The organism is Candidatus Cloacimonadota bacterium (assembly GCA_016932035.1).
Classification (GTDB): domain Bacteria; phylum Cloacimonadota; class Cloacimonadia; order JGIOTU-2; family JGIOTU-2; genus Celaenobacter.
In genome coordinates, this window is the sequence record JAFGDR010000066.1 from 1 (window position 1) to 23,596 (window position 23,596).

General features: G+C 39.0%; 11 protein-coding genes. 6 read left to right on the forward strand and 5 right to left on the reverse strand.

Translation table 11 applies throughout. The annotated features are described in order from the left end of the window. The 4 genes from mfd to JW794_10640 form a co-directional block, all read left to right on the forward strand. Nucleotides 1–3,386, forward strand: a 3,386-nt coding sequence (gene mfd / locus JW794_10625) for a transcription-repair coupling factor (protein MBN2018566.1), incomplete at its 5' end; no start/stop codon positions are given. Between the two features lie 17 nt (nt 3,387–3,403). Beyond that, the gene (locus JW794_10630) at nt 3,404–4,747 is read left to right on the forward strand and encodes a hypothetical protein (protein MBN2018567.1); all 1,344 of its coding nucleotides are present in this window, start codon (nt 3,404–3,406) and stop codon (nt 4,745–4,747) included. Next, the gene (locus JW794_10635) at nt 4,731–5,522 is read left to right on the forward strand and encodes a hypothetical protein (GenBank protein MBN2018568.1); all 792 of its coding nucleotides are present in this window, start codon (nt 4,731–4,733) and stop codon (nt 5,520–5,522) included. The genes JW794_10630 and JW794_10635 overlap by 17 nt, the downstream gene beginning before the upstream one ends. Before the next feature lie 7 nt (nt 5,523–5,529). After that, the gene (locus JW794_10640; protein ID MBN2018569.1) at nt 5,530–6,807 is read left to right on the forward strand and encodes a peptidylprolyl isomerase; all 1,278 of its coding nucleotides are present in this window, start codon (nt 5,530–5,532) and stop codon (nt 6,805–6,807) included. Nucleotides 6,808–6,869: 62 nt separating this feature from the next. Here JW794_10640 and JW794_10645 read toward each other — a convergent pair whose 3' ends face one another. Beyond that, complete coding sequence (locus tag JW794_10645; protein ID MBN2018570.1) at nt 6,870–7,685, reverse strand: hypothetical protein; 816 nt, start codon at nt 7,683–7,685, stop codon at nt 6,870–6,872. A 156-nt stretch (nt 7,686–7,841) separates the two neighbouring features. Between JW794_10645 and malQ the strand changes: the two genes are divergently transcribed. Next, nucleotides 7,842–9,332, forward strand: coding sequence for a 4-alpha-glucanotransferase (gene malQ / locus JW794_10650; GenBank protein MBN2018571.1), 1,491 nt, complete (start codon nt 7,842–7,844; stop codon nt 9,330–9,332). Nucleotides 9,333–9,817: 485 nt separating this feature from the next. Here malQ and JW794_10655 read toward each other — a convergent pair whose 3' ends face one another. Both JW794_10655 and JW794_10660 read right to left on the reverse strand, forming a co-directional pair. Continuing rightward, a complete protein-coding gene (locus tag JW794_10655) occupies nt 9,818–13,177 on the reverse strand; it encodes a hypothetical protein (protein ID MBN2018572.1) in 3,360 nt (1,119 codons plus the stop codon). A 126-nt stretch (nt 13,178–13,303) separates the two neighbouring features. Further along, nucleotides 13,304–14,674 carry a T9SS type A sorting domain-containing protein gene (locus tag JW794_10660; protein ID MBN2018573.1) on the reverse strand — a complete coding sequence of 457 codons (1,371 nt, stop codon included), beginning with the start codon at nt 14,672–14,674 and terminating at the stop codon, nt 13,304–13,306. A 315-nt stretch (nt 14,675–14,989) separates the two neighbouring features. On the opposite strand from JW794_10660, the gene JW794_10665 reads away from it, so the two are divergent. Further along, the gene (locus JW794_10665; protein MBN2018574.1) at nt 14,990–17,626 is read left to right on the forward strand and encodes a hypothetical protein; all 2,637 of its coding nucleotides are present in this window, start codon (nt 14,990–14,992) and stop codon (nt 17,624–17,626) included. A gap of 123 nt (nt 17,627–17,749) precedes the next feature. Here the strand turns inward: JW794_10665 and JW794_10670 are convergent, their stop codons facing one another. Then, the gene (locus tag JW794_10670; protein MBN2018575.1) at nt 17,750–19,675 is read right to left on the reverse strand and encodes an Ig-like domain-containing protein; all 1,926 of its coding nucleotides are present in this window, start codon (nt 19,673–19,675) and stop codon (nt 17,750–17,752) included. A gap of 106 nt (nt 19,676–19,781) precedes the next feature. Then, a complete protein-coding gene (locus JW794_10675) occupies nt 19,782–23,594 on the reverse strand; it encodes a hypothetical protein (protein MBN2018576.1) in 3,813 nt (1,270 codons plus the stop codon). Between the last annotated feature and the right edge of the window lie 2 nt (nt 23,595–23,596).

Sequence of the window (23,596 nt, forward strand, 5' to 3'; positions counted from 1 at the left end):
ATAATAAACTCGAAACGTTTCTGAACAAGTCACACAATTTCAAACGATTGCATACGTTCATGCATTCGCCGGGGGACATACGCATTTCTGGTTTGAACAGCTCTGCGAAAGCGCTGGCTTTGAGTTATATTTTTGATATATCTAAAAAATCAATTGTGCTTGTGACTGAGAATGATTCGATCGCTCAACACCTGTATGATGACCTCGACGTGCTGATCGGGAAGAAAGATATTTACCATCTTGCAGGATATGAACTGCTACCGTACGAGCCCTTCTCACCAAGAAAAACAGTTCAACTGGAAAGGAGTAATACGCTTTCTGCTGCTGTTAATAATCAAAAAGGAACATACATTGTCTCTCTGCGAGAACTCCTTCGAAAAATAGCTCATCCAGAAATATTCAGAAAGTATCTTCTCACGCTTGAAAAAGATTACGAATACTCGATCGATGCGATCTTATCACATCTTGTTTCTGCTGGATACCAACATACTTCGCAGGTAACGCAGCCGGGCGAGATAAGCAAGCGCGGTGGGATACTGGACATCTACTCTCCTCAACATGAAAATCCTCACAGGCTGGAATTCTGGGGAGATGAGATCACCTCCATCCGTGAGTTCGATCTTTCTTCACAGCTTTCTCTCCGTGAAGATATTTCGAAGATCGCTGTTCAGCCGATCAAGGAACTATCTTTAGAGTATTTGAAATCCCCTTTACCGGACAAACTAAGCAGCCGCATTGCAGAACACGGATTTTACGAGGGGATCGAGCAGGACCTTTCCTTGTTGCTTGAGAAAACATCCTCATTCCTGGATTATTTTTTACCTGAAACATGTATGCTCACTCTTGATGAAGAAGAGAAATTTACCAGTGCAGAAATTCATCTTTTTGACGAGGTGAATGAAAATTACGAAAAGAAAATTTCTCATCTAAATCCTGAGAATGTGCCCAAGCCGGATGAGTTGTTCGATTCATATTCAGATTTAAGCTCAAAAGCATTCAAGAGACTTCATTTCACAAATGCAGAAATCATCGGAGTCACATCGTATGTAGAATTTTCCTGCAAATCGCAGATGAATTACAATAGCAAACTTGAGCTTCTCACCGATGATGTTGCAGAGCTTCTCAAAAAGAATTATGCAGTCTTCATTCAGTCCGACAACCTGAGTCAAAGCAACCGAATGCGAACAATGCTGTCTGATTTCGAAGATAAGGTACAATTTCATGTTGGTGTATTCCAGAACGGTTTTGTCCTCGAGGATGCCAATCTTGCAATTTTTACCGACCATGAAATATTCAACCGGTACAGGCAGAAAAGACGGTTCGCCCATTTTAAAAAAGCAGAAGCGCTGTCAGATTATGAAGCACTCAAACCGGGTGATTACATCGTTCATATCGATTATGGCATTGGTATATTTCAAGGAATAGAGAACATTTCAGTACAAGACAGAAACATGGACTGCCTGCTTCTTCAATATGCGGATAATGATAAAGTTTATGTTCCGACCGATCAGCTTCAGCAGGTTGCGAAATTCGTAACCCAGGAAGGCATCATTCCCGAGTTACACAAGCTGGACAGCACACGCTGGGAAAGCACTAAGAAAAAACTCAAGAAAGATGTCGAGCAAATCGCTGCTGATCTTCTTTACCTGTATGCACAACGCAAAATTTCGACCGGTTATGCTTTCACAAAAGATACCGAATGGCAGAAGGATGTCGAAGCATCATTTATTTATGAGGATACTGCAGACCAGATCAAAGCAACAGAAGATGTCAAGGCAGACATGGAATCCGCAATCCCAATGGAGCGTCTTATCTGTGGTGATGTAGGATTCGGGAAAACTGAAGTCGCAGTCCGGTCTGCCTTTAAAGCAGTTATGGACAGCAAGCAGGTTGCATTTCTCGTACCTACCACGATCCTTGCCGAGCAGCATTATGTGACTTTTACCGAGCGCTTGAAAGATTATCCTGTTCGCATCGATATGCTGAGTAGATTCGTAACACCGAAAGCTCAGAAGCAGATAACCGAGCGAATCAAGTATGGGGAATCCGACATTATAATCGGTACGCACCGACTTCTTTCAAAAGATGTCGAGTTCAAGGATCTCGGGCTCATTATAATCGATGAGGAACAACGATTCGGTGTGCGACATAAAGAACGGCTGAAAGCTCTCAAACATAATGTCGATGTGCTCATGCTTTCAGCAACACCGATCCCGCGAACGCTGAATATGGCACTAACCGGTGTCAAAGATATGACGATCATGAACATCCCACCTGAGAACCGCTTGCCAGTTCGAACAGCTGTCATCGAATATAATGAGGATGTGATCCTTGCTTCGATTCGCAGAGAGATCGACAGGCAGGGACAGGTTTTCTTTCTTCATAACAGAGTTGAAACGATCTATGGCATGGAAGAAAAACTTAGCGCACTCATGAAAGATGTGAGTTTCCGTGTAGCACATGCACAGATGTCTGCGCGCGAATTGGAGCAGGTCATGCTGGATTTCTACCATCATCAATTTGATGTCCTTATCTGCACCACGATCATCGAATCCGGTATCGATATCCCAAACACGAACACCATCATTATTAATCGCGCCGACACATTAGGACTTGCACAACTCTACCAGTTAAGGGGGCGAGTTGGTCGATCAGATCACCAGGCTTATGCATACCTCATTATACCTAAAAAAATTACAAAAACAGCACATGAACGACTGCTTACCATCGAGCAGCACGAAGGGCTCGGTTCAGGATTGAATATTGCTATGCGCGATCTCGAGATACGAGGTGCCGGGAATATTCTTGGAAAAAAACAGCACGGCATCATGAATATGATCGGGATGAACTTTTATAATCAACTTCTGAAACGGGCTATTGATAAAATAAAAAAAGGAGAGGAGAGAGATATCTTCAAAGTAGAACGCTATAAAACAAAAATTCAATGCGAGATTCCATTCTCACTTCCTGAATACTACATAGAGGACGATGCAATTCGGCTCGATTTCTATAAACGTCTGAACAATCTTGAAGAAGAGACAGACATACAATCCTTAAAAAATGAGATGCGTGACCGGTTTGGACCATTACCGCCGGTTGCAGAATATGTCTTCAAATATTACTATGTATCATTCCTTCTTGCCCGAACATCCATCGCGTCGCTTCTAGTCGGTAAACGAAAACTTGTGATCGATATCGATGGGCACATCCTGACTAAAAACAGGATCGAAGAAATCGTGAAAAATATTCCTTATGAAGTGCAGTTCAACATGACAAAAGGTGCCAGAATTACCATCTTGCTCCCCCACAATAAAATTGACAGCTTCACCGTGAATTTTGACGTTTGTATTCAAATACTTAAAATATTAGGTGCTCATAAAACCTGATCAATAAAAGGACGTATATGAAAAAATCATCGAAAATAATACTCATTATCATCGTCATCGTTGCTGCTGCACTGATCATTGTTAACAATTTTCTCAGGAAAGATTCCGATATCCTCCTTGCATCTGTAAACGGAAGTGAGATATATCTGTCGGATGTGGAGGGCACTGCTGCTCAATATGGAATGCAAATAACCGCTGAAGACGCAGGTCTTATCCTCGATCAACTTATCAATAATAAAGTTGCAGAGATATATGCACAAAAAACAGGAATGGTCAATGAGCCGGGTTTCAACAAGGATTTTGAATGGCAAAGAAATGAGATGAGAAAAGAAATCCTCATCAACACGATGCTTGAAGATATCGTAACATCGAATACAACCATTTCCGACGAAGAGCTTGCTGTTTATGTTGAGGAGAATCCTTTTGTTAAGATCAGAACAATATTCATCCCTGTACAGGAAGACACTGCAAAAGCAGAAGAAAAGATATTTGAAGCATATGGGAAGCTTGAGAATGGTGCTGAATTTGAAAGTCTGCAGAAAAAATATACGGATAAAGCATATCGAACTCCCAACAATAAAGCAGAACTGATCAAGCTTGATGTGCTTCAAAATATACTCCCCTATGATAATTCGCTTCCAGAAGTTGGCGGATTTACACAACCTGTCCTCACCAATTATGGCTACTACATCATCAAACGATATGAAGATCCGACAATTGAAGAGATAAGAAAAGAAGTTGGCACCACGATCCAGAATGAAAGAGAAAGTTCATATCTGAATGATTATCTCGCAGAATTCAAAGATAAGATCATTATTAATGACACAAACCTGGAAAAAGGACTTGGGTCAACTACAAATGTATATGATGGTCTTGTAGTCGCATCTAAAGGAACATCAGCAATCACCTATGGCACGCTGAAAAAGTATCTCGATTTCTTCCTCACTCCGGACCAGCGAGATAATCTGGACTATTTAGATTATAAGGATATCACCGCACAGATAGCTTTGCAGGAATTTCTCTATGAACAAGCTGTGGATGAAAATTATGAATCTTCATCGAATTTCATCTCACAATGGGATGCGCAATCACAGGAATTCGATAAGAACTGGAATGCTTATGTTGTCCAGGAAGTCTATAATAGAGTGATCAATCCTGCCATCATGGTGAGTGAGCAGGATATTCAAAATTATTACGATGCCCATAAAGGTGAGTTCATTTTAAATGGAGTACAGCAGCCGCTGTCTGAAGTTCATTATGATATCAGTCTCGAACTCTCAAACCAAAAATACCGCCAATGGTTCGATAACGCTGTTAATGAATACGGCATTATTATTGAAAGATATGAAGAAAATTTATAGTCTCATCCTTTGTCTCATCCTTATTTTTACGGTGCTTCAGTGCAATAAGGACGAGAGCAAGAAGGGCATCATTGTAGCAGAGGTCAATAACGAGAAGCTCTATGAAAACGAATTTCGTTCACTCTTTACTGAAGAAGAATGGCTGAAAGCTACTCCTGAAGAAAAAAACCAGGTGATCAATGAGTGGATCGAGATAACACTTCTCGCACAGGAAGCAGAAAAACTCGGATTCGACAAAAAGCCAGAGGTCAAATTCAATATCAAATATGCTGAAAGAACACTCCTTGCAAATGAGATACTTGCTCAAAAGATCAAAGATATTTTCGTATCTCGTGATGAGGTCCTCGATTATTACAATTTGCATAGAAATGATTTCCTGATCGATAAAACCTTCTATAAAATCCAGGAATTCATCGTACCTAACTGGACAATAGCAGACTCTGCAATCAAACTTTTCAATGAAGGAGAAGCTTTCTACACTGTTGCAAAAAATATCGGTTCGAATTATGTTGTACAAACGGTGTCCGATGATGATGTGACTCCTGAGTTCTGGGATTTCGTTTCTGGCATGAAAAGATGGCATATTAGAATCATCGATGATGAAGGAAAGCTCAAAATTGTGCAATTACTCGACACGATCGAAGAACAATCACCTATTCCATTCCAGGATATCAGTGACTCGCTTTTGATCGAACTTCTTGAGATCAAGCGTGAAGAATTTATAACAAATTCATTGGATAGTTTAGAAATAAACTATAAAGTAAAAATATATTAGGTTCAATATGAAAATTTTTAAAATCATAATCATACTGTTGGTTGGTATTCTTCATTTTGGAAACATGCTTAATGCAGATGAAGTTGATGGGATCGCTGCAATCGTCGGCAATCAGATCATCCTTACTTCCGAAGTCGAAGCTAATTATAAAGAGTTTCTTGCTTCTGCAGCCCTTGGACAAAATGTTACAAAAGAAGAAGTTCTGCAGCTTCTTGTAGAAGAAAAACTCATCACCGAGAAAGCAGAGCGGGACGACATCACCGCAGCTGATGGTGAAGTAGAGATGCAGCTTGAAAGAATCATACAAAACATCATCTCACAGTTCCCGACCTATCAGGATTTTTTGCAGGTTCTTCAGAACGAAGGTCTTACAGTCGATGCCTTGAAAGACCGCTACCGTGAACAAATCGCAAAACAGGTCGTTCGTGACAAACTTCTCCAGCAGGAAGTATTTTCAAAAATCGACGTCTCAGAATATGAGAAAAGGACCTATTACGAAACCCATATAGACAGCCTGCCGGATAGACCGAAAATGGTTAAGATCGCTGAAATTTCTATCAAGCCAGCAATGGGAAGCGAAAGTCTCGAGCAAGCGCTCAAAAAGATAGAAGATATTCAGGATCAATTGAAAAAAGGTGGAGATTTCGAAACACTAGCTCAAACGTATTCTGACTGCCCTTCTTCAGCACAGGGTGGTGATCTTGGATATTTCGGCCGAGGTCAAATGGTGCCCGAGTTTGAAGAAGCAGCGTTCGATCTGGAAATTGGTGAAGTGAGTGAGCCTGTTCTTACTGAGTTCGGTTACCACCTTATTCGTATCGATGACAAAAGAGATGGTGAGATTAAAGCACGTCATATTCTGGTAGAAGCAACTCTGTCTGAAAGTGATAAGGAAAAAATCTCCCAGCTCGTTGATGACGTGTATCAAAAACTGCAAAATGGTGAGGATTTTATTGAACTGGCAAAGATCTATTCAACTCCCTCTGAAGAGACTGAGGAAGAGGTTGTCATCGATGAATATCCTATTGAGCAGCTTAGCGAAATACCTCAGATCGGCATGTACTTGAAGGATCTTAATGAAGGTGATTTCACCGAACCTTTGGAAATCGAAGGAGTATATTATATCTTCAAGAATATTGGGTATGCTGAACCTCGACCATATACCTATGACGAAGTTGCGTTGCAGCTTGAGCAGATCGTTTACCAGGAAAAGCAGCAAAAAGCTATCGAGGATTGGATAGACAAGTTAAAATCTGAAATCTATGTAAAAGTTATTGAAAAATAGTATTTTTTCTCAATATAACAAAGGCTCGATCACACAATCGAGCCTTTATTTTTAAGATTTTATTATGGTACTATTCGCCTGCCCATTGCATCACTTCTGCCAGGTGAATTATCATAAATTTCACATACATAATAAATGACTGCAGGATAGTCACGTGGGAATTGTCCATGAAAATAACTATGCACATCGTTTATGTATCGAACCACCAACTCTTCATAATCCGTAAGATCAGGATCGTCCGGATGAAGTAAACGGGCAATCGTTTTCAGCTTATAGGATGGTATATCAAGAAATACGATCGTAGAAACCGGATATGTCATCTGATTGAGAAAAGTCTGAGTTTCGAATTCCGGTGTTGCATACAATTCAAGCGAAACCTGCCTATCTAAATCAAACAATGAATCAACATTCGTATAGAAATAACGAAGCGTTTCGAGTTTTTTAAAGAATGAAGAATCACTTGTTGCTTCCATCAAGGCAATAAGTTCGGGAAGTTTCTCTGCCTTTGGAAGAAATCCCATACCTTTTACAGCATTGTTCAGCTTGAATTGAAAGTCACCACGTTTAAAACCATATGTCGCAACGATACCATTATGAGGACCTGCCAGTTCAGGTGGTTTCATTTGGAGGAATCTATCCAGTGTTTCGATCCTCTTTTGGACATCCCATTCCATGAATTTCTCGGGAAACTCTACAAGTTCATACTCATTCCAAACACCATCGATCTTTGCTTTGATGACATCATCACCGGGCTGGGGAGTAACAACACAATCCTGATGAAAATAGTTGCCTTCCCAGAAATTTTTCTGCGTATTCGTACATGATACTGCACCAATAAATATCAAAATCGCAAGAATCGTATAGAATATTTTCTTCATTGCAATACTCCTTGTTGATTTTTAACTTTTATTCGAAGGAAAACTATGATGATTGATTGTCAATAATATCATGAAATCAATTGAGCTCATTAAGAAAATTGACATAATCCCCTATCTGCCTGATTTCCTTCTCATCTTCATTATAAAGAGGTTTTGATGAAATTTAAACGCTCATGTGGTGTACTTCTGCATCCAACATCATTACCATCCAAGTATGGTATCGGTGACCTGGGACCAAATGCATACAGATTTGTTGATTTTCTTTCTGAATCCAGTCAGAAACTGTGGCAGATACTTCCTTTAAACTATCCTGGTTATGGAAATTCACCCTACAATCCAATCTCTGCTTTCGCAGGTAATCCGTATCTCATCAGTCCAGAGAAGCTTGTCGAAAAAGGACTTCTAAAAGCAGATGATGTGAATGGATCACAAGGATTTGATGATCATAAAGTTGTGTTCTACAAGATTATCGAACACAAGGCTCGTTTACTAGCAAAGGCGTTTGAATATTTCCAAAACCAGAAACCTCATACAGTACTGACTGAATTCGATCATTTCTGTTATGAGAACGCATTATGGCTGGATGATTTTAGTTTGTTTGCTGCACTTCGAGAAAAGTTTGAGTACACTTCCTGGAATACATGGGAAGAGGGTATAAGAAAACGAATGGACAAGGAACTGATCTTATGGCGAAATAAACTCGCTGAGCGAATCAGATACTACAAGTTTGAACAATATCTTTTCGAAATCCAATGGAGAGAACTTCGTGAATATGCCCACAAAAATAATATTCATATTATTGGTGATATTCCGATATTTGTATCGTATGATAGTGCGGATGTCTGGGTCAACCAGGAACTCTTTTATCTTGATGATGAAGGTAATCCGACTGTGATTTCTGGTGTACCACCCGACGAATTTTCAAAAGAAGGTCAACTCTGGGGAAATCCGCTGTATAATTGGGACAGGATGAAGCAAAATGACTATCTCTGGTGGCGGGATCGGATCTTTCATTTACTCACGCTGGTCGACTATATGAGGATCGATCATTTTATTGGATTTATCCGCTATTGGAAAGTAAAGCCCGGCTCTAAAACTGCACAGAAAGGTGAATGGGGAAAAGGTCCGGATGCCGACTTCTTTGCAACGATCAAGCAATATCTGGGTGATCTTCCAATTATTGCTGAGGATTTGGGAATAATCATTCCTCGTGTCGATGAACTTCGTCATGAATTTGAGCTGCCTGGCATGAAGATCCTGCAGTATTCTTTTGCACTACGTGACCAAAGACCTCATGAGTTTGAGGAGAATTCAATTACGTATCCTGGTACGCATGATAATGATACGATCAAAACCTGGTTTATGAATATGCAGAAATATGAACCACAGATTTTTGAGACTCTTACAGATTATATAGATTTTGATGAGAGTGAGTCAATTTGCTGGCAGATGATCGAGTGTGCGTATTCCACGCCTTCTGTGTGGATGATCATACAGCTGCAGGATATTCTCTGCCTTGGACAAGAAGCGAGGATGAACCGACCGGGAACCATTGAGGATAATTGGGTCTGGCGTTTTACGTGGGGTATGATCGATGATGAGTTAAGCAAGAAGCTTAAAGTTTTAGTCTACAAATATAAGAGATAGTTTTTTCATTCATTAATCTGAATAAATAGCCACGATTTACAAGTCGTGTATTTAAAATCAAAACAAATAAGAACTTTAGTCCACAATTGACATAAAGGATTAAAACCTCTTTTGTTTTATATACAACATCTAATAACTGAAGCTCATGACAATTAAATCAAACTCCCCCTTTAATTCCCACTTTTTCTAAGGCAAGACAAAGGTAAGGTAGAAATCCGGCTTCATCTCGTTTGATCGGGACTACGACGCGATAAAAAAGGGGCTGATAAAACAGCCCCGAAAGTTTATCTTGCATCCCCAAGCTGGGGCTTGGGAATGAGTTATTTTATTTCATATAGATCATCTGCAGTGTTTTCAAAAGATCAGTACACGAAAATAACTACTCTATAGAAATATCATTCTCAAACTAAGAAGTTTTTCGTTAAAACAATAAAGCTCCAACAAACTTTGAGGTTTCATGTATTTGAGTTAATGTTTTGTTTATTCTATCGAATACCTTTAATTTGGTAGAAGAATTTTCCGGCTCGGTAATTATCACCAGCTCCAGTGTCCTGGTAGTTTGTTACTCCACCAGTATTTCCAATCAGAGTAAAACCTGAATAGGGATCAGCACTTCGATATACACCATAATCTGTAGCACCAAAGACCCCATCCCAGGTCAGGTTAACATCACTACCAATAACAGCAATTGTAACACTCTGAGGAACTGGCATCATATCACCAAAATAAACCCATTCCAATGTCTGGGTGGGACTTGAATCATCAATAGCAAACGAACGATTATCTACAATGCCTTCATAACTCCAGCTGTTACTATCATCACAACGTGCAAATTTGTATTCTACATCCTTTGTTGAGCCGGAAGGGAAAAAAATATCAGCGGTATAAATCAAATCTAGGTCAGCATCTGTCATCAAACTACTGCCCACTGTCCAATTCAAAGGTACCACATTTCCCTGAACAGCTACACCGTGATTATACAAAAGAGAGTCCAAAATACCCATATAAACCTGGATTGTAACAGTTACATCCTGACTCGTAACGATCGGAATTAGATGCGTGCAATATTCATTAAAATCGATGTTGCCATCTCCATTACCTATGGGAAGTTGGTCTTCAAGAGTTCCACCATCATTAGTACTGTACTCACCGACAGCAACGTAGAAACTATCCACTGCACCGAGTTCTGTGTCTATAGAGAAGTAACCCTCAAGCACAGAATTCAATGCTGCGCATGTTGTCCCTTCATTATCGTACCAGGCATTATAACCATTCGAGCCTTCCTGTGCAAGGAAAAGATCCCACTGTGCAACCTGCCCTGCTTTTGCCCAAGGTGCCGAAGTCATCTGAGAGATTTCGCTGGCAATCATCATAAAGAGGTCGGTCGAACTTCCTGCTGGTGTACATGCCAAATAGCACCAGTCATTATCAACTGCTGCCCAGAGTTCCAGATCAGCAGAAAACGCAACCAGCTCTGCCTGTGCATCAACCACACCATCCATAATGAAGGGTACGCTTGCTCCCTGGACCTGCACATGCCAGTCCTGTCCATTGTTATTATCCCAGTTGCCCTGTCCGTCATGGAAGCAGAAATCAACAACTGTGGTTCCATTTTCAATTGTAAAGGTGTACGTCCATACTGTATCCTGTGCAGAATAGTTCATTGCATGGTCATCAACATTCTGCCAGCCGTTTCTTCCAAGATGAATCTGAAGCTGCGTCACATTGAACAGTGAACCATCTTCACCATAGGTGATCGTTAACTGGTCACCAACTTGGGGTTCTTCCGGTGTCCATTGTACATAGCTCTGTACAGTACCTCCACCTGAACCGACAAAGACATGCTGTATGGGTGACTTCTTCACATTTCCATGTGCATCTTCAGCTTCAACATAATAGTCTACCAGGCACTCTGTATAGCCCGAGATTTCTGCATAGTATTCATTCGCGATGTAATCTGGCAACACAAAGAAATCGATTTCTGGATTACCTGTTACATTTCCGGTGGGGAAATCTCTCATAGACATGGTAATCGAGTGCCAGGTTCCCACTTCCGAACCACCTGCATAGGTTTCATTATCATGTGAGTTGAGTGAGTTTACTCCATCATTATCGATACGGTATTTCAGTTCCACTGTGTTCAATCCGGAAACATCATATGCAAATGTCCATACATAGAAATCACTTGAATTTTGATGCGTTTGATACCCATAGATCGGTCCGAAACCTTCTCCTCCAGGATTGTACGGAAATCGCTGAGGAATGAAGATCGTAGGTGCGACGTTATCAACTCCAGGATGTGCATCGATCTCGTAATCTGCATATTCCACGGCAATATTACACGCAATCGTCTGCTTGACTTCCATATCCAGTGATGTACCGTAATACATATATCCGCTTGTGAGAGATGGCAGGAAGAAATGCCATGCCAACTCCGCATTATTTGCACTGGCATCAGGAATAACGATCTTACCGACATTCACCGAAACGACCAGGTTTTCTGCGGTTTCCACTCTGTTCTGTGCTGCAGTGATTACTGCCCAATTGCGCACATCCTCAGTCCAGCCAAAGGGGTCGAATTGATAACTCCCATTGTACATCGGCCAGAGCCAGTTTATGAACTGCGGATGTCCCCAATCATTAGCAGCATTGACCCAGCTTCCATCTTCCACATGCACGATATCATTATCGGGTACGGGATTATCATCCAGAAACTGCTGTACGGTTGAGGGAATATATCCCTGCGCTGCAGCCGCATTTGCGAAGTTCGGCACTGAGTTCATATAGTAATCGAATCCCCCTCCCCAGGCATTATCGCCGTCATGTGCCATGAGCACAATACAGGGCTGGGAAGGATCATTATAGGGAGCAATGTGTGAATCGATCTCACCGGTTCCCATGGTTCCGTAACCATTCATATAGCTGAGTACATCACCCATTGGTACAACATCGATAGTATAAATTTGCTCGGTTTCGGGATCAACATATTGTGCTTTATGTGCCTGATAGCAGAAAGGTGCGGCAAAGGTTCCACCTCGGCCATCGATCTGTCCACTCCACCAATTATTTCCTGTTGGTCCAAGAATATCAGCGGGATTTGGCGGATCAATATTGCATCCTGACGTACCATAGCTGAGTGGGTAATCCTGGCAGGTTCTTGCCAGATGGCTGTTTGCGATTACTGACCATTCAATGCTCTCTTCTACAAGCGTCTGTATAATTCTGTTCGAGAAAGAGCATTCTGCAGGCCAGAATCCTTTTGAATATACCGGATCATTACCGAAGTATTGATTGTAAATATAACGATGTGCTTGAATTTCTTTATGCAGAGCGCTTTCATCAATCAGGGGAGCTAATGCATGATGGAACGTGAAGGCTGTGAGATCCGTTCGTGGATTTCCACCTGATGTCTGCCATGATCGTGCGGTCTGGAAACTGCCCTGCCAACCGCTGTTATATCCCCATTGTCCGGCATCTGCGAGACTCTGCACATTTTCTATCAGGCAACCGGAATAATTTACCTGTGCGCCTGCATCAGCAAGACCGAGCAGGGTTTGCACTGCGTCTTTTGGACGCCATTGATAGGCAGCAACTCTGTCTGCTTTATTGAAGATATCTTCAAGGTTATTGAGGGGATGTTGCTGCCCATCCGAATACCAGTTGCCGTTGTTCTGTTTGAGCCATTGTGACTCCCAGCAGGTTTGGTAACGGTTTGTGTTCCAGGTTCCTTTGTCTGGCCAGTAGATCGGTTGCTGCAAGTGCCATAGATAGGTAGTATGCACCGGAGCACTCATTCCGATGAGTGTTATGTTCATGAAGAGCAATAAGAGAAATGTTTTTTTCATAGGAAATCCTCTGATTACAATTACATATACTGAAAATTATTATAAGCCAACGAATAAAAAAGGGCTGACGAATCAGCCCTGACATATATAAAAACTATCATGCTTTGCGAACTACGGTATGATAGTTTATTTCATTATAATAATTTTCTTAGTAGTATAGTTATTACCATTCACTACCAAAGAGTAGAAATAAATTCCATTAGCAAGAATTTTAGCGCTGTTATCCTTACCATCCCAAGGAATCACAATTTCTTGATCAGCAGTTACATGCTTTGTATCAAAGTCTTTTACCATAGCACCTCTTATATCATAGACCTGCACATCGACCGAAGCAGATTGATTGAGTATAAATTTAATCTCCGTTGCATCTGCAAATGGATTCGGAGATGCAAATAGATCATACATTACTGGAGTTGTATTACCATTCTGTGGATCATTAATATCTGGAATGGTAATAATAGCAACACGATTATAATGATGAACGGTACCGCTATAGTCAATACTCTCTAGCCAGTAATAATAAACATCACCAACCTGTGGATTAGTTATTATATCTTCATAAATATAGGATTGTTGCTGTGTAGTCGTTCCATGTCCTTCGATCATGTCGGACAATTGAGTTGCAGAAGTGAAATCCTCTTTTGAATTACGATACACTAACCAACCCATATTATCTGTTTCTGATTGAGTAGTCCAGTATAGAGTAGGAGTATTATTGATATATTGTGCAGTAAAAGTTGAAAGTTCGACGGGGAGAGTCCAAAAAGATCCACCATTGTTAGAATAATTTATAGTCATCAAATCAGGATAGTTGTCAAGATCACTACTTCCAGTCGAAGTTACTGTTGTTGTCAAAACATAAAACTGAGTAGAAGTGCTTACAGCTGATCCTGGAATTGTTGCCGAATAAGACGTTCCAGAACCTGATGCTAGTGCAAAACCATCATTAGCCCAACTACCAGCATTATCTGTGTATCTTACATAAATTTTTTCCTCAGCGCACTTATTTCCACTTAATGTAACGTCTACAGTTGCATCACTACCATTTCCATTGTAGGTGAAATCCACATCATTTATTGATATTGGTGCTGAACTTAGTGTCATAATACCTACTGGAATATTCATAGAATGATAGTCTGAAGGTTTTTCAATACATAGATGGACATATGATTTTAACTCTGAAATATTATCTCCATTCCATTCAGCATTATTACCACCTGATGCAATTGTCCATCTAGTGTCAAAATGACCAACTCCTGGAATCCAATATCCACCACCCCAAGTATAATCCCAACTTCCATCAGCGATTTTGAATTCACCATCTACACTTGGTTGTATAGTAATTCCATAATAATCTGTAGAACCAAGATTCGACTTAAGATAAGCTTCATTTGAAGAATCTAAATCCCAGTCATTATGAGTACCGGGAACATAGATAGCCGAATAAAGATATGTAACAAAGAATAAAGAGAATAAAATCATTAATATTTTCTTCATCTATACCTCCGTTGAATATTTATTTTATTTTTCTTTATGTTTTTAATCTTTTTTTTTATAATTTTGTCAAGAACTTTTTTTTTTGAATGTATTTATATACAATATTTTCAGAATAATTTCTTCAATAATAGCTGATTTTTTCCTTTCATAGAGCACCGATGATTAATTATTATTACAATTTAGATAATCAAGATTTTTCAAGACTAAATTATACTCCTTATGAACTCCTTCTTGATAAATATAATAGCATTTTTATTGACACAAATAGCAAATTCTTCCAAATAATTTAATTAATTAAATTCAATGGGAGTTAGAATGAAAAGAGTCTTTTTATTCGTTATTTCTTTAGTTCTATTTGTACCACATTCTATATTTTCTTTTGAGGTAGAACAGTATAATATCACAAATGGCAAACTTCAATGCGACCAGGTTCAAGATGTTTTTTTCTACGATACTTCACAAGATAACATTTCTGATACCTGGAGAACTGATGCTACAAAAAGTTGGTATATAGAGCCATCAAATCCAAGTGATGATTTTACCAGCACTTTGGATGAAAATCGCTGGGATTCTTTTGGATCTCCATCTATAAATGACACAGTTTACTATTCTTCTTCGGGACTTGGTTATTTACAGGGATTAACTTCTGATAGTAAATGGGAGTTACAAGGTGACTTCGATATACAGGTCAGTTATTACAATTGCATTTTCGGACAAAATGGTGAATTGAGATTTGAAGTTAAAGATGCTGATACAAGTAGCATTTTTTCATATATATCAGTAAAAAATATTAATGATACCTTACGGTATGTTAAAAACGTCAATAATGTTGCTACAACCGGATCAGTTGTAGCAGACTCCTCTGGTAAAATAAGATTAACGAGAGAAAATTCTAATATTTCAGCATATTATGCGTATTGGGATGCCGGTTCTGGTGTTGATCAGGATAGATGGAAATGGAGTGAAATCGGATCAGCAGATGTTTTTAATACTAACGATGTATATGTAAATATCTATACATATTCGAATACAGATACCTCGGTTTCTGTTACAGTTGATAATTTCATCACTCAGGATTACGATGCTTGTACACTTGGGGATGTAGGGAGTCACACAAGAGGTCTAACACAAGCATTTCCAAAACAAGCTATATTAGTAGCAACGAATTATGGCTTGGATATTATAGATGCTGAGGATAATGAGTTATGGATGAGGTTTAAGAATTATGATGGACATCGTGATATTCCTCGAGAACAAAATATGGTTGTCGATACCGTCAATTGTGTTACTGCCCTAGATGGTAGAATTTATTTGGGAGCGTATGAAGGTTGGATGAGTGGTCTTTGTGTAATCGATTTTACGAGTGATTCGACCTGGTTCTATGACAACCATATTGACAATGGAACTGGTTGGAATTGTCTGACCACGATCAGTAATCGAAACATGCATTGTGGTTGGACGGATAATAATGCTAGTTATACATTGTTGAAGAATTATACAGTTTACGATATTTCTGCAAAAGAAATAAATGATGAAACCTATATAGCAATTGCAAACGGAATCGATCCCGTGGAAGGAAAAGGAGTTGTTGTCGTACTGAATATCGATGCCGATACAACAAGTTATGATATCATAACGAGTGATAGAACAGTATTAGGAGTGGATATTGGAAACAATAATAAACTCTACTATTATGAACACTACCGGCTATTTATGAATTATTCTGACTACTTAGGTGCAGGTGAATTTGATTTTGACTATGATGAAGCAATTTCTCTTTCAGGAGGAATTGAACCGTCTGATATAGCCGTAACAAATAGCTACCTGTATATTTCAGATCAAAATGTACTACCAAATGGAACATCAGGATCAACATGTAAATATGATATTGACAACCTGGATTATACAGGAGTTAAATACACAGATGGGGGACTCAATCCCACAATTCGATTATGGGGAACTGCTTCATGCTCTGCACTTGAGACAAACGACAACGCTCTATGGCTTGCAACCCATAATTCAGAAAAAGGAAGAATATATGTTATTGGAGCAGAAAGTCCAAGAGCAGATAGTGTGCGAGGAGACTTTAACATTCCCTACCCACTTGATTCCGGTTATATCAACTCTCTTTCATTTGGTCAGACTGATGATTATGCTGAAAATCTCATTATAGGATCAGATAGTTCGGGAGTGATGAGATTATATAGTGATGAAAATGAAATAAGTTTGGAGAATCCTACCCAAGGTATGATACAGCATAATTTCCCTGAAACACCTGGTCTTAGAGGAAAGCCGTTCGATTTCTCTTATGCAAATGTTGATATAATTATTGATCCAGATGACTATGCCGGTGCATGGGAATATGGTTCAGTAACGGTTACATTGCATAATGAAGATCCTCAATGCTTACATCCGGAACATGCGCTCGATATGTGGTTCGAACTTAAATGTGATGATGTATTTAATGCATTTCCAGTTATTGACACGATCAGATTTACCAGTCCTGTTCCTTCCGGTACTGTTGATCTCCAACTATGGTGTTATTCTGATGTAGAAATGGAGTGGATCCCGGATTCATTAGATGATGATTTTACTGTAACACATTGGAACTTTGGTTCTTCGCCTTATTCTGTAAGTTTTAGCTCAAACCATTTTTCTTCCTGGGCATTGAATAATGGCGGTGGTGGTTCTATCGAGTATCCACCCAAAATGCCTGAAAATTTAACAATTACTATCATTGGAAATGATGCTCAACTTTTCTGGAGTCCAGTAACAGAAAATACCTTTGGTGATATTATTACGAATGTAAAGTATAATATTTATAAAGCCAACACTCCGTTCTTCTCTCCTCAGAGTTTATATTATCTCGATACAGTATCTGATACACTCTATATTCACGAAAATGGCTCTCAACAACGTGAGGTATTTTATAAGGTAACAGCTGAAGATTAGTACGCGCTAAAGCTGCTTGTAAAGAAATATCATTGTATAAATATTAGTGACTATAACCATAAGTAAAAAAGCCCCAACAAAATCGTTGGGGCTATTTGTATTTAAGTTAATGTTTTGTTTATTCTATCGAACACCTTTAATCTGGTAGAAGAATTTTCCGGCTCGATAATTATCACCAGCGCCGGAATCCTGGTAATTTGTTACTCCACCAGTATTACCGATCAGCGTAAAACCTGAATAGGGATCAGTGCTTCGATATACACCATAATCTGTTGCACCAAAAACACCATCCCAGGTCAGGTTAACATCACTGCCAACAACAGCAATTGTAACGTTCTGAGGAACGGGCATTACATCATCCCAGTAAACCCAATCAAGGATTTGCGTAGGACTCGAATCATCAATAGCAAATGAGCGGTTGGCGATATTTTCCCATGACCAATTATTATCGTTATCCTTACGGGTAAATTTATATTCGACATCGTAGGGAGATCCTTGAGGGAAGGTAATATCAACCGTATAGAGTGAGTCATTATCAGGATCGTTCATAAGATTACTTCCTGAATTCCAATTAAGTGGGGATACATTACCTTGAATAGAAACGCCATTGTTATACCAGAGATGATTGAGGTTACCCATATACACACCAAAGGTTACAGTCACGTCTCTTGAGGTTTGATTAACCCAGGGCAAAATATACTGCAACGTTTGTACAGAATCACTTTTTACAAAAAATTGGGGATTTGGTCCAACAATAAGCCACTGATTGTTTTGATCTTCTGCTCCCCACTCCCAAGTCTTTGTTGAATCTGCAACAAGATATTTTAATCGTGACCAAAAATGATCATTGGGTGTCACATCTCCATGTGTTCCGTCATCATACATCTGTTCTGTGGCACCACCACCCCAAGTAGCATCATAGATTCCTGTCTCTTTATTCCAGCTCCCTTTAAGATAACAATTCGTCAATCGCACATTAGCAGTATCAACGATAACAAACGTAATAGGAGCATATTCATAAGAAGTAAATGATGCTGTGTTGTTATTGGGATCTAAATGTGAGCCATTGCTATCTGTTACAGTAGTATCAACTGTCACAGTATATAGTGTATTGCTTTCGAAACCTGTCGTTTCTACTCTATAGATTTGGTTTGTTATCATACTCACATCTTCTACTGTAACATCTTTTTTACTTGATGTGATCGAGTAATTTGTAGGATCAAGAGTGGTTGTAGTATCCATTGCTTCACTAAAAGTGACATCAAACAAATACTCATTATATGGATCAGCTGACACAACTTTTGGTTTTCCACCCACTGTATATGTATAATTATTTCCAGCGTTATTATCGTAAGCTAATGTGATAAAATCAAAATTCGATGTCGGATTTGCAACTGTTGTTGAAAATACATAGTAACTCACTAGTGTTCCTTCTGTTTGTGCGGGAATTTCAGCAGTACCTTGTGTTCCAGTAAAAGAAACTTCCTCTAGATTATCTGATGTCCAATTATCAGTAGAATATCTTACGTAGATATACTCTTCTGAACACTTTGCTGTTGAAATATCTACAGTAACGGTCACAAGATCTTCATTTGTTACTGAATCAGCAACAGGACTCTGGGTTACAGAAGTAATACTTACAGGTGAAGCACTGGTTTCCAATACAATTCCCTGAGTATTATTATATCCTACGTCCTTGAATTTAAAGGTATAATAATAATTTTCTGTCACACTAGTTGTGATCCAATTACTTACTCCTGGATCATAATTATAAAAGGTTAGATCAACAACTTCATTTACATCACCAGAACCACCTACCCAACGGTTACCCCAGCTCCAATTCATAAAAAGATACTGTGAAGAATCTGGATCTGAACTAGTTGCTTCAATAGTCATATACCAAAAATCCTCAGCAAGATTGTCATCGAATTCCATTTTTGTCGTATTCCACCCATTCAATTCTGGATGAACACGAAGAGTGTCATTCAATTCTGCAGAAAGAGGATAAACTATACATAACATGAGCAAAAAGACTATACTTTTTTTCATTTTTTCTCCTTTCCTTATCTATACTATTCGCTTGATTTTTTTTCTATGTTGTACAAATTCCTTGTACATATTTTTTCTTTGCAATATTTTTTTTCTTATTTTTTTTCTAATAATGTTTTCCAATAATATATGAAGTAATCCGATAGAATTTTATTGTTTCTAAAGCAGCACCAGTGTCTGTATAAGAAGTATTAGTAGTTGTATCGATCAAAGAAAAGTCATCATCTGGAGTATCACTTCTGTAAATTTTATAACCACTTGCTCCACTTACCACATCCCAGTTTAGAACGATATCATCATTTTGAACCTCAATGCTAACCTGAGGTATTGCAAGCACGAAATCAAGTACTTCGATGGTCCAGCTTAATGTATCTGCATCATTACCTGGAAACATATCAGTAACAGTAACAGAAAGCGTATGAAATCCTTGAGAATTATAGTCTGTTACATATGTGTAGGTAGAGTCTGAACTACAATTTGAGCCATCTAATTTCCATGTATATGACAATTCATCATTTTCTGTATCAGCAGCAGTTATGGAAAATGTTTGAGAATCATTCTCTTGAATAGTGACATTTAAAGAATCTGGAAAATAATCAATTATGTCAGGAGCGTTATTAGGAATGATAAAAACACTGTTGGGTTCCATACCAGAAGCAGGCATATCATCTCCGATGTATGGCGTAAAGAATGCATAAATAAAGCTAAATGTTGGATGGTCACCAGTAGCATTTAGAAATGGAAATGCTTCAGTAACAATATGATTATCTTCTTGTGTGACATGTACGGATAGAGCAACTGCTTCTGGATTGCCCAGTGCAGACCAAGGAACTGAGATCTCGGTGAAATCGTTGCCGGACCAACCTTCATAAGAATTGCCAATGGTTCCGTTCCCTGGATAGTTCCATCCTTTTGTGTCTGTCCAATTGTTCACTTGCATCGAACTTCCACCTCCTTCAATTGCAACCTGATATTCCGGCAGATAAGGCGAAGAGAAATCCACTCTTCCCCACGAACCAGTTGTTGCTCCGCTTCCAGCAGTTTGGTCAGTATCAATGTTTACAAAAAAATCTCCTGCAGCAAGATCAAGATTATACAATCCAATATAAAGATTATTATCATCCCATGTTATATCAAGTGTGTGGATCTGGCTCGAAATACGTTCCGAATCTTCATCAAAATCATTTGTTCCATCGATATTAATGGTATGTGGTGTGATTCCAGATGGAACATTCAGTGAAGCATAACTATTAGCTTGAATTGTATTACCATTAAGGTCATCAACATCACTCACAAATATTTTACCACTATCTCCAACTTGGAAGGTTCCATTAATGAATAAATTTACCTTTGTCCAATCGTCTTGCCTTTCTGCTGCCAGAAGGGTGTAGGAACCGTTAAAATCTTGCAGTGAATAATTTGAAGTATTCTCAGAAGAGGTTTCATCAACTGCTTCACTAAAGGTCAATTGTATTTCGTTGTTGTTAACAAGAAATGCATTGCTGTTTAGTTCAGGAGCAAAAATATCTAAGTTATCTGAAGCAAGTAGATCCAGCTCAGTAACTTTATTAGAATAGGGATCGTATGGTGCTGATGTCCAGCCGGAGTATAACTTGACCTTCAATTTATTGTACCCTTTGATCTCATCTCCTTTGACCAGTGTGCCCTCAAATTCACCATTATGGCTTGCACCACCATTTCCAAGAACTAACGCAACAGTAGCTCCGGAAGCTGAATTCCTTTGACCGCAGTAAGAACCATAATCTCCCCACATTCTCTGCAGGTGTGATTTTCCACTCCAGATAATGTCCAGCAGATCAGGAGACCAACCCGATTTAACATAGCCCGTCTGGTTATAAAAATCATAAACAATATTCATGAAATTATCTCCTGTTTCCAAACTCAATGTTTTACTTACACCCCATTGAGTTAATGTAGCTTGAATGGAATCGCTTTTTGAGTAATCAATCGTAATATCATATACTGCATGTTGTTGATTTGGTGAGACATCTGACAGGGCAGCAAAATGATTATAAGAACTTTCATTATAATCTCCATCAGTCTCAGACCAATATGATACATCCGATCCCACTACAGAATAGGCATTACCATAGTCATCCTTATAAAAAATCCAATTAGCTTTACCACCAATTCCTTCAATAACAAAAAAGACTTTATCATTATGCATAATGAGTTCATCCCCACCATCTCTATCGATATCTGAGAAGTAGGCATTAGTAGTTACAGTATAATCTCCATTAGCCCAGCGGGAAACTTCTGCATACACATTAGCATTTTTTATATGCGAGGAATAACGATGTTCCCAATCTGCAACTTCACCATCAGTATGCCAGCCGGTTTCATGAAGATTGATCATCATAATATACCATGCTAATTGGGAAAGCGAATTGTTTGGAGAAGAGATAATATTATTATATGTATTATCCCAAATATACCCGTAATTCCATTTTGGATCATGAAAATCAGAATGAGATTGTGTTGCTGCCCAGTTCGTATACCAGCTATTGTTACTGCCGCCGTAGCCGTCACCTCCACCAAGCAGTCCGTACGTACCAGGAGTAATATCAATACCACTCCCATTGAAATCCGAATTATAAAGAGCTGCATCTAATTTCCAGACATTGATTGCAGGATAATTATCATGACAATACCAGATCACACTTTCATAATTATCAAGGAAATACGTGTCATGATGCTCATTCATCTCTGCAGCTACTTCCCAATCCGTTCCATAAACAAGAATATCATACTGTCCGGTTGAGTTTATTTGATTTTTTGCAGCATCGGCATCATAATGCATATTTCCCACAAAAGTATTATTAATGGGTATAACTCTGAGATTGATCCCACTTCCGTTATTCATCCAGTGAATTTTAGTATTGGAATATCCAGAACAGTGTGGAGAGTCATCCAGAATAACTGCTTCAATGCCATGCTGAGTCCAGTTATCACCAAGCCAGTCTATTACACCACCATTGGGATATTGATCCGGTTTGACCCATACTCTTTCAGGTACCCATGCAACTTTCGGAACGTAATTGTAGAGATAATCTACCATGTCGCATTCAATATCAACAGACCAATTATTCATATCATTCTGCACAAAAGGCATCATATGCTGACCCAGAGCGGAAGAAAGCATAGCCACATATCCTTGTGATACTCCAGTGGAAAGCCAATCATTGAATTCTGGATTATGCCATTCAGAAGCAGGCATAAGTGTGCCAGACATATGAAAATTACCGGGAGTATTAGTTGCTTCATGCACTTCGAGCACTTCATCAAATCCGCTTGTCTCCTGTGGGTATTGCCCATAAAAGACTTCAGTGTAGGTAAGACCCTGATTTCCATGATGCACAAAAGCACAATTTCCTCCACGAAACAGGTCACTATCTTGACCGACAAAAGAATCAACCTTAACACCATCGAGATAAATATCAATGTTATAGTTCAGATTTTTTTCATGAGAAATTTGGGGAATTGTTTTAGATATCTCCACAAGATTTGATGCAGGTGTTCTGAGGAATCTCATCTCTGAAGTTTTTGATTTGTAGTTATTTATCGGTACAACAAATTTCTCTTTTGAAGATTTCCCTTTTCCTGTATACAGTGTTACCTGAACTTCGATGTCCTTATTCAGAAAATTATCTTTGATGACTTTATTGTGTTCTCGTATCACCATGTCATCAAATGTTACTCTTAAAAAAAGTGTCTCATTCTCTATTCGTGAAAATACAGCTGTGATGTCACCAAATGATGCTATGCAATCACCAACCGTATCAAAACCAACAAAATCTTCCTTTTGCCAGCTTGAGATATCACCTTTCATTTCAAACGCAAAAGCATTCGATGTGATCAGTAACATTCCTATAAGTGCAAAAACTAAATTCTTATGCATTG